Below are 9,105 nucleotides of genomic sequence, written 5' to 3'. Positions count from 1 at the left end.
ACCAGCATTCGATGAATTTCTTGGTGGGATCACCAAAGGTGACATGCATCCGCAACACGCCACCGGGGGCATATTCGGTATCGCAGTTCTGCAAGACACGACGAAACTTGACCGGGATCGAGACCCGGCCTTTTCCGTCCATCTTGTTCCGGCTTACGCCGGTGAACTCACGTTCCACGGGGCTGTGCCCTTTTTCTGCCTCGTTTCGGCCGTATTTCGACCGCCGGGAATGGAAACGGCGGATTGAGCAAGCTGCCACTGCTCAATCCGCCGCTCTCGTCCCATCTCTGGGTGTCCGACTGCACAGGCCACCTGGGGGGATGTCTGCTCGCTTGCGCGCCGGATCTCTTTTTCTGGCGTTAGAGGTGCCTGTATGAACCTGCCGTTTTTTTGTTTTTGGTTCAGGCCTTTGCGGCCCGATACTTATCTCGTCTGCCAGTGGAGAATGAATGCCATGCCACAAGCGCCCATGTAAACCCTTTTTTTGGGAATTTATCCCATTTTTTGGGAATCCGGGCCATCACCGGATGCCGCACCAAACGACAATGACGACAAATTGGGGTAGGTATTGTAGCCGTGCAGGAAACAACCCCAATATCTTGGGGTAAGCGTCCAGCAGGACGAAAATGGGAATTGATCCCAATTTTCGCCCACTGAACGCCGCAATGATGGGAGGATTGGGAATTTCACCTGCAAAACAGCGCGAATCACCCCTGTCGTTCAGGTTTGGATCAGACCAAACCGCCCGTGATCAGGCGCGCGGCCAGCGCGCCATAGGCCGCGGCCATCGGGCTGTCACCTGCCGCGATCGGCGTGCCCGCATCACCTGCAAGGCGTGTCTCCAGATCGATGGGAAGCGATCCCAAAAATGGCAGGCCCAGCTTTTCGGCCTCGGCCTTGACGCCGCCTTGGCCGAAGATATGCGCTTCGTGCCCGCAATTGGGGCAATGGTAGACGCCCATATTCTCGATCAGCCCCAGAACCGGGGTCTTGAGCAGCTCGAACATGTTGAGCGCCTTGCGCGCATCCAAAAGCGCGACATCCTGCGGGGTGGAGACCACGATCGCCCCGCTGACATCCGAACGTTGGCACAGCGTCATCGCCACATCGCCGGTGCCGGGCGGCAAATCGACGATCAGCACATCCAGATCGCCCCATTCCACCTGCGTCAGCATCTGCTGCAGCGCGCCCATCAGCATCGGCCCGCGCCAGACCACGGCCTTTTCCTCGGGCAGCATGAAGCCGATCGACATCAGTGTGACGCCATGCCCGTGCAGCGGGATGATCGTCTTGCCATCGGGCGATGCAGGGCGCTTGTTCACGCCCATCATGCGCGGCTGGCTGGGGCCGTAGATATCGGCATCCAGAAGCCCCACTTTCTTGCCCGCCCGCGCCAAGGCCACGGCGAGGTTCGAGGCAACGGTGGATTTGCCCACCCCCCCCTTGCCGGAACCCACCGCGATGATGCGCTTGACGCCCGTGGGGTTCATCGGCCCCGCCTGCGGCGTGGGATGGCCACCGATCTTGAGGCTGGGGGCGGGGGCGGCCGGCGCCTTGGGTGCCGGCCCATGGGCGGTCAGCGCCACCGAAACCTGTTCCACACCGGGCAGCTTGCGCACCAGCCCCTCGCAAGCGAGGCGCACAGGCTCCATCTTGCGGGCCATTTCGGGGCTTTCTGCCTCTAGCACGAAGCTGACCCTGGCCCCATCGACCTTGAGCGCGCGGACCATGTCCCGGCTGACCGGATCGCCGCCATCGGGCAAGCCAAGGCTGCGCAATGCCTCGAGAATGGTTTCGCGGGTCTGGGTCATGGTGGAAATGTCCTGTCGTGGCACGGCTTTGTGCCCTGACATAGTCGTTCAGCGCCGGGCTTGCACCCCCAGAATCAGCGCGCCCATGATCATGATGCCCCCGCCACCGACCAAGGCCAGCGCCGCGCCGATGCCGAGGATTTCGCCGATTCCGCCGATCGCGAATGCGCCCAAGGCGACGGCACCAAATCCGGCCACGACCCACAAGCTCATGACGCGACCACGATATTCATCGGGCAGATCGGTCTGGATGGCCGATTGCATCGACACCCCCACCCATGTGGCGCAGAACCCCGCAACCGCCGTGGCCAAGATCGCAAGATACCAGCCGGGCGACAGGCCCATGGCGATCACCGCACCCTGCCCCAGCACCGCCATCCACAGCACCATCGGCGGAATGCTCGCCCCCGAGGCCCCGATGCCCGAAGCCTTTAGCATGGCCGAGGACACAGCCCCCGCACCCGCGGCGGCCGTCAACACGCCCAAACCCGCCGCACCCTTTGCATAGGCGCCATCGGCCAGAACCGGCAAAACTTCCAACGCGCCGCGCACGATTGTGGAAAAGACCAAGGTGATCACAAGCGCAAGCCGCACCACGGGCGCGCGCAGCGCGTAAAGCAATCCCTCGCGCAGATCCGCAAAGACCGAGGCCGGCGGGCGGATGGGCAAATCGCGCGGGCGCAAGCGCGGCAAGACGATCAGCATCGGCACATAACACAGCACCGACACCCATAGCGCGACCCCCGCGCCGAAATTGGCGATCACCGCCCCCGCGATCACCGGGGCGACCAGACGGGCAAGGTTGAAATTGAGCGCTGCCACGCTGACGATATGGCGCACCTCGGAAACCGGCACGAGGCGCGGGCCCAATGACATGCGCACAGGATGATGGGCAGCCGAGATCAGGCCGATGGCAAAGGCCGCCAAGACCAGCGCCAAAGACCCGCTAAAGGGCAGGCTGATCGCCAAAAGCGCCAAGACCAAGGCCATCAGCGCGTTGGTGGTGAAGGCCGCCCGCCGGATATCGACGCGGTCGGTCATCACCCCGAAGAGCGGGCCCAAGACCAAGGCGGGCGCTAGGCTCAACCCCGCGACCAACCCCACGAAAGCGGCAGACCCCGTGCGCTCCCATGCCAGCCAGCCCAGCGTGACACGTTGCACCCAAATCGCCTGCACCGCGAAGAAGATTCCGAAAAAGAACAACCTGAATTGGGCGTCTCGAAACGCCCCACCAGCCAAGGCCGTTATGTCAAGAGGCAGCTTCCGCAACGTCATCTCCAGCTATGCATTTGCTGCAAAGCAGCATTGAAGCATCGTCCATTGTGCAAACGCAGCATGTGGCTATCTTCAGTTTCGAGGCGGGGATGAAACAAACGGTTCCCAGCGGAGCCAAAGCGCAATCCGGCGCTGGCCCGCCCAAGCAAGAAAGTGAAGAAAATGGCATATGTAACGAGCAACCGCACGATCTCCAACGGCATGGGCCTCGGCGCGCGCCTGACCGAAATCGGCAAAGACATCATCGCCGCATGGCGGGCCCACCGCGTCTATCGTGAGACGCTGACGGAATTGCAAGCGCTCTCCACGCGCGAACTGGCTGATCTTGGCCTGAACCCGTCGATGCTGCGTAACATCGCGCTCGAAGCAGCCTATGGCAAGCGCGGCTAAAGCGCGGCCGAAGAAATAAAGTGCGGCCTTGGGGCGGCACGAAAGAACGGCTTGGCATCCCCCTCCTCCCTTGGGATCGCCCGGCTTGCGGGTCCATCATCCTCCTCCCTGGATGGGTCCGCCACTACCCGGCCCGGTAACGGGCCAACGTGATCGGTTCCTCTCCTCCTCCCTTGGGGAACCGTGACGTCCGGCGGCGGGGCCTCCTCCTCCCTTGGCCCCGTCGCCGCCTCATTCGCAAGCGCGCGCCCCGCGCCTTGCACGCAAGATCGGCGCCTCCTCCTCCCTTGGCGCTGAACGCTGGCGGTGACACCTGACCTCCCTCAGGCGTCACCGCCTTTTCTTTTGTGACAACGCGCGCCATAGCTTTCACCGACCCAGCCATGACGGCAGATGCGCGATGACACCCGACCTGATCCTTGCCCTGATTCTTTTCGCCTTCGCCTCGTCGATCACGCCGGGGCCGAACAACATCATGCTTTTGGCCTCGGGTGCGAATTTCGGCCTCAGGCGCACGGTGCCGCATATGCTGGGCATCTCCGGCGGGCATGCGCTGATGGTGGCGCTGGTGGGTCTGGGGCTATTGCAGCTTTTCTTGGCGATCCCATGGCTCAAGCCTGCGTTGATGATCGCAAGTGCGGCCTATCTGTTATGGCTGGCTTGGAAAATCGCCAATGCCGCGCCACCGGGCGCGCGCGATGCAACGGGCCGCCCCTTTAGCTTTGTGCAAGCGGCGGCCTTTCAATGGGTCAATCCCAAGGCATGGTATATGGCGATCTATGCGCAGACCAATTTCGCGCCTGAACAAAGCGGCTATTGGGGCGCGCTTGCGGTGGCATTGGTGTTTGCGGTGGTCAACCTGCCATCGGTGACGGTCTGGGCCGCGATGGGCACGCAGCTGCGCCGCTGGCTGGACGGGCCGGGGCGATTGCGCACCTTCAATATCACCATGGCGCTGTTGCTGGTGGCCTCGCTCTACCCGATGCTGGGGCTTTGAGGCTGCGCGTTTGTTGCGTTAGGTTGGCTTCAATGCAACACACGAACGCATTATTCCGCGCAAAAACTGCTTCGCCTGACCCAACACATCCTTGGGCCCGATCAAACGCAACACACCCTAGAATGGCACATCATCGGCGCGATCGGCAGCGACCAGATAGCTTGCGACCACATGTTTGGTCCCGGCCTTGTCAAAGCTGACGCCCAGCTTGTCCCCCTCGACCGACACCACCGCGCCATAACCGAATTTTTGGTGAAACACCCGGTCACCGATGGCAAAGGCGCTGACCGCTTCGGCGTCGATGGTCATATGCCGCGCCTCTTGCGGTTGGCGCAGGCCGGGGCGGGCGCTGTTGGTCTGTAACCGTTTCCAACCCGGTGAATTATAGACATCCGCCCGCGCCGCCGCCTCATGCAGGGTCGAGCCGCGCATTGCCGCGGCAACGGGGCTGGCGCTAGCGCCCATGCCGCCATGCCCATGCAGCCCCGGCGGGGTCAGAACCTCGACATGGTCTTGCGGCAACTCGTCGATGAAGCGCGAGGGCATCTGGCTTTGCCATTGGCCATAGACGCGGCGGTTGCCCGCAAAGCTGATGGTGCAGACCTCTTCGGCGCGCGTGATGCCGACATAGGCAAGGCGGCGTTCCTCTTCGAGGCCTTTGAGCCCGGTCTCGTCCATCGCGCGCTGAGAGGGGAACAACCCATCCTCCCACCCCGGCAGAAAGACGGCTGGAAACTCCAACCCCTTGGCGGCGTGCAGCGTCATCAGGGTGACTTTTTCTTCGCCATCATCTTGGGCATTGTCCATGATCAGGCTGACATGCTCGAGAAAGCCTTGCAGGTTTTCGAACAACTCCAGCGCCTTGACCAATTCCTTGAGATTCTCGAGCCGCCCTGGCGCCTCGGGCGTCTTGTCGGCCTGCCACATGCCGGTGTAGCCGGATTCGTCCAAGATCATCTCGGCCAAGGCGATATGGCCGATCTTGGGGGTGGGGGCGCCCTCTTCGATCAAAAGATCATCATCGGCAGCACCTGCCGCAACGCCGAGACCCGCCCCGAGCATCAAGCCCCGCCAGCGCGCAACCGCATCGGTCAAGGCCTTCAACTCCTTGGCCCCCTTGCCGCCGATCGCGCCCGTTTCGACCGCCAGCCGCGCGCCTTCGATCAAGCTGACGCCGTTTTGGCGGGCAAGCTTTTGAATGGTTTGCTGCGCCTTGTCGCCCAAGCCGCGCTTGGGGGTGTTCACGATACGCTCGAAGGCCAGATCGTCATCGGGGCTGACGACGACGCGGAAATAGGCCATCGCGTCGCGCACCTCCATCCGCTCGTAAAAGCGCGGGCCGCCGATCACGCGGTAAGGCAGGCCGATGGTCAGGAAGCGATCCTCGAACGCCCGCATCTGGTGAGAGGCGCGCACAAGGATTGCCATGCCATCAAGCCCAATCGGGTCGATCGCGCGGGTACCACGCGATAAGGCCTCAAGCTCTTCGCCGATCCAGCGCGCCTCCTCCTCGCCATCCCAATGGCCGATCAGTCGGACCTGATGACCATCTCCCCCGACGCTGCGCAGCGTCTTGCCCAAGCGGTCCTTGTTATGCGCGATGACCCCATTGGCAGCCTCGAGGATATGGGCGGTCGAGCGATAGTTTTCCTCCAGCCGGATCACCACTGCGCCCGGAAAATCCTTTTCAAACCTGAGGATATTTCCCACCTCTGCCCCGCGCCAGCCATAGATCGACTGATCATCATCGCCCACCACGCAGATGTTGGAATGCCTCTGTGCGAGCAGCCGCAGCCACAGATATTGGGCGACATTGGTGTCTTGGTATTCGTCGACGAGGATGTAGCGAAACCAACGCTGGTATTGTTGCAGCAGGTCGGGATGGGCCTGAAAGATCGTGATCATGTGCAATAACAGATCACCGAAATCGACCGCGTTCAGCGCCTTCAGCCGGGCTTGGTACTGGGCGTAAAGCACAGGGCCCTTGCGGTCGAAGGCCCCCGCCTCGGCGGCGGGCAGCTTTTCGGGCGTCAGCGCGCGGTTTTTCCAGCCATCGATGATGCCCGCCAAGGCGCGGGCGGGCCAACGTTTCTCGTCGATGCCCTCGGCGGCGATGAGTTGCTTCATCAGCCGGACTTGGTCGTCAGTGTCGAGGATGGTGAAATTGGATTTCAGCCCCACCAATTCCGCGTGGCGCCGCAAAAGCTTGACGCAGATCGCGTGAAAGGTGCCAAGCCACGGCATCCCCTCGACCGGCTGGCCCATCAGGTTTGCCACCCGCAGCTTCATCTCGCGCGCGGCCTTGTTGGTGAAGGTGACGGCCAAGATCTCGTTCGGGCGCGCGGTTCCCGTCAACAGTAGGTGAGCGATGCGTGCAGTCAGCGCCCGTGTCTTGCCGGTGCCCGCACCCGCCAGCATCAGGACCGGCCCATCCAGCGCCTCGACCGCTTGGCGCTGCGCGGGGTTCAGCCCATCGAGATAGGGCATGGGCCGCGCGGCCATGGCGCGCGCCGATAGCGAGAGAGAGGCGGCCGCCGCGAAGGCATCTGAATCATCGAAACTGCTCATGGGGTAGAGAATAGAGCGGTTCGGCGCGACTTTAAAGATTTGTTCGCATAATGTTCCGATTTTGACCGTTGCGGTGATCGGGTCTGGATATTCTTGGAAAGTTGAAGCGCGAAAGAGCGCAGCTCTGGACAAAACAGGCGCGGCGCGATTTTGTCCGCGGCATGGATCTGCACGCACGCTACCCCGCCTTGTCCGACCTCAAATCTCGCGCGCGGGCGCGCATCCCGCATTTCGTATGGGAATATCTCGACAGCGCGACGGGTAGCGAAAGCGTGACGCGACGCAACCGTGCGGCGCTCGACGCGGTGTTGTTTCATCCCGCCGCACTTCGGGGCGAGATCGTGGCCGATCTTTCGACCCGGTTTCTGGGCCGGGATTACCCTGTGCCCTTCGGCATCGCGCCCTTGGGCATGTCGGGGCTGATCTGGCCCGATGCGGAGCGTATGTTGGCACGCCATGCGGCCAAGGCGGGCATCCCTTACGGCCTGTCCACAGTGGCCACCCGCACGCCAGAGGAGGTGGCGGGCGTGATCGGCGATCAGGGCTGGTTTCAGATGTATCCACCCCGCGATATGGCGATCCGCGACGACATGCTGGCGCGTGCCAAAGGGGCGGGGTTTCACACGCTGGTCTTGACCGTCGATGTGCCCGCCGCCTCGCGCCGGGAGCGTCAGACGCGCGGCGGCTTGGTGCAGCCCCCGCGCCTGACGCCGCGGCTATTGGCACAGGTGGCGCGCTGCCCGGCTTGGGCGCTAGGCATTCAGGCGACCGGCATGCCGCGCATGAAGTTGATGGACAGCTATGCCGACCAGAAAAAGACCGGCCCGCTCCCCTCGACCGCGCATGTGGGCTATCTGCTGCGCGCGGCCCCCGATTGGGACTATGTCGCGGCGCTGCGCGCGGCGTGGGATGGGCACCTGATCCTGAAAGGCGTGATGGAGGCCGATGTCGCCGCCCGCGCCGAGACGATGGGGGTCGACGCGATCTGGGTGTCGAACCATGCCGGGCGGCAGTTCGACGGCGCGCCCGCCAGCCTCGATGCGCTGCGCGATGTGCGGGGCGCCACCACCCTGCCCCTGATCTTCGACAGCGGGATCGAGGGGGGGCTTGATATCCTGCGCGCTTTGGCCTTGGGCGCGCATTTCGTGATGATGGGCAGGCCTTGGCATTATGCGTTGGGCGCGCTTGGCCAAGCGGGGCCTGCGCATTTGCATGACCTTCTGGCCAAGGACATGACGAGCAACATGGCACAGATGGGTGTGACGCGCTTTGACGAACTGCCAGCACGCTTGGCGACACCGGGCTGATCGGACGCAAAGGCTCGGCGTGAATTGCTGCGCCGCAGCATGTCACGCAACATTTATTTCAACTGAAAATATGGGAAAAACAGTCCGCAAACTGTTTGCGTCATCCCTTTTTCCTGCGTAGAAATTCTGCATCTGCGAAGAAAGGTGCTGCCACATGTCCGAATTCAAGAAGATCCTCATCGCCAACCGCGGCGAGATCGCCATCCGCGTCATGCGCGCGGCCAATGAATTGGGCAAACGCACCGTGGCCGTCTATGCCGAAGAGGACAAGCTGAGCTTGCATCGCTTCAAGGCCGATGAGGCCTACAAGATCGGCGAGGGGCTTGGCCCCGTGGCGGCCTATCTTTCCATCCCCGAGATCATCCGTGTGGCCAAGCTGGCAGGGGCCGATGCGATCCATCCGGGCTATGGGCTTTTGAGCGAGAACCCCGATTTCGTCGATGCCTGCGCGGCCAATGGCATCACCTTCATCGGCCCCAAGGCCGACACCATGCGCGCCCTTGGCGACAAGGCGAGCGCCCGGCGCGTCGCGATGGCGGCAGGCGTGCCCGTCATTCCCGCGACCGAGGTCTTGGGCGATGACATGGACGCGATCCGGGCCGAGGCCGAGGCTGTGGGCTATCCGCTGATGCTCAAGGCATCTTGGGGCGGCGGAGGCCGGGGCATGCGCCCGATCCATTCCGAGGCGGAGCTTGAGGAAAAGGTCCGCGAGGGGCGGCGCGAGGCAGAAGCCGCCTTTGGCAATGGCGAGGGGTAT

At 63.0% G+C, this 9,105-nt stretch carries 7 protein-coding genes; 4 read left to right on the top strand and 3 right to left on the bottom strand.

Annotated elements, in window-relative coordinates:
• Nucleotides 1–731: 731 nt before the first annotated feature.
• Nucleotides 732–1,811, bottom strand: a complete 1,080-nt coding sequence (locus ACTG4J_RS12875; RefSeq protein WP_439140109.1) for an Mrp/NBP35 family ATP-binding protein — start codon at nt 1,809–1,811, stop codon at nt 732–734.
• Nucleotides 1,812–1,859: 48 nt separating this feature from the next.
• Nucleotides 1,860–3,086, bottom strand: coding sequence for an MFS transporter (locus ACTG4J_RS12870; protein WP_439140107.1), 1,227 nt, complete (start codon nt 3,084–3,086; stop codon nt 1,860–1,862).
• Between the two features lie 162 nt (nt 3,087–3,248).
• Here ACTG4J_RS12870 and ACTG4J_RS12865 point away from each other — a divergent pair, with 162 nt between their 5' ends.
• Both ACTG4J_RS12865 and ACTG4J_RS12860 read left to right on the top strand, forming a co-directional pair.
• Nucleotides 3,249–3,476 (top strand): DUF1127 domain-containing protein, encoded by a 228-nt coding sequence (locus tag ACTG4J_RS12865; RefSeq protein ID WP_439140105.1) that lies wholly within the window; start codon nt 3,249–3,251, stop codon nt 3,474–3,476.
• Between the two features lie 400 nt (nt 3,477–3,876).
• On the top strand, nt 3,877–4,473 hold the full coding sequence (locus ACTG4J_RS12860) for a LysE family translocator (RefSeq protein WP_439140103.1): 597 nt from the start codon (nt 3,877–3,879) through the stop codon (nt 4,471–4,473).
• A gap of 117 nt (nt 4,474–4,590) precedes the next feature.
• On the opposite strand, the gene ACTG4J_RS12855 is transcribed toward ACTG4J_RS12860, so the two are convergent.
• Nucleotides 4,591–7,041 carry an ATP-dependent helicase gene (locus tag ACTG4J_RS12855; protein ID WP_439140101.1) on the bottom strand — a complete coding sequence of 817 codons (2,451 nt, stop codon included), beginning with the start codon at nt 7,039–7,041 and terminating at the stop codon, nt 4,591–4,593.
• 161 nt (nt 7,042–7,202) lie between these two features.
• On the opposite strand from ACTG4J_RS12855, the gene ACTG4J_RS12850 reads away from it, so the two are divergent.
• Together ACTG4J_RS12850 and ACTG4J_RS12845 are read left to right on the top strand one after the other, a co-directional pair.
• Nucleotides 7,203–8,348: an alpha-hydroxy acid oxidase gene (locus ACTG4J_RS12850; protein ID WP_439140099.1), complete on the top strand. Its 1,146-nt coding sequence runs from the start codon at nt 7,203–7,205 to the stop codon at nt 8,346–8,348.
• 154 nt (nt 8,349–8,502) lie between these two features.
• A partial coding sequence (locus ACTG4J_RS12845; RefSeq protein WP_439140097.1) for a biotin carboxylase N-terminal domain-containing protein occupies nt 8,503–9,105 on the top strand: 603 nt, incomplete at its 3' end.

This window comes from Roseicyclus sp., from assembly GCF_965662675.1.
Classification (GTDB): domain Bacteria; phylum Pseudomonadota; class Alphaproteobacteria; order Rhodobacterales; family Rhodobacteraceae; genus Roseicyclus.
Note: the sequence above shows the minus strand (reverse complement) of the source record. Positions and strands in the feature narration are given on the sequence as shown.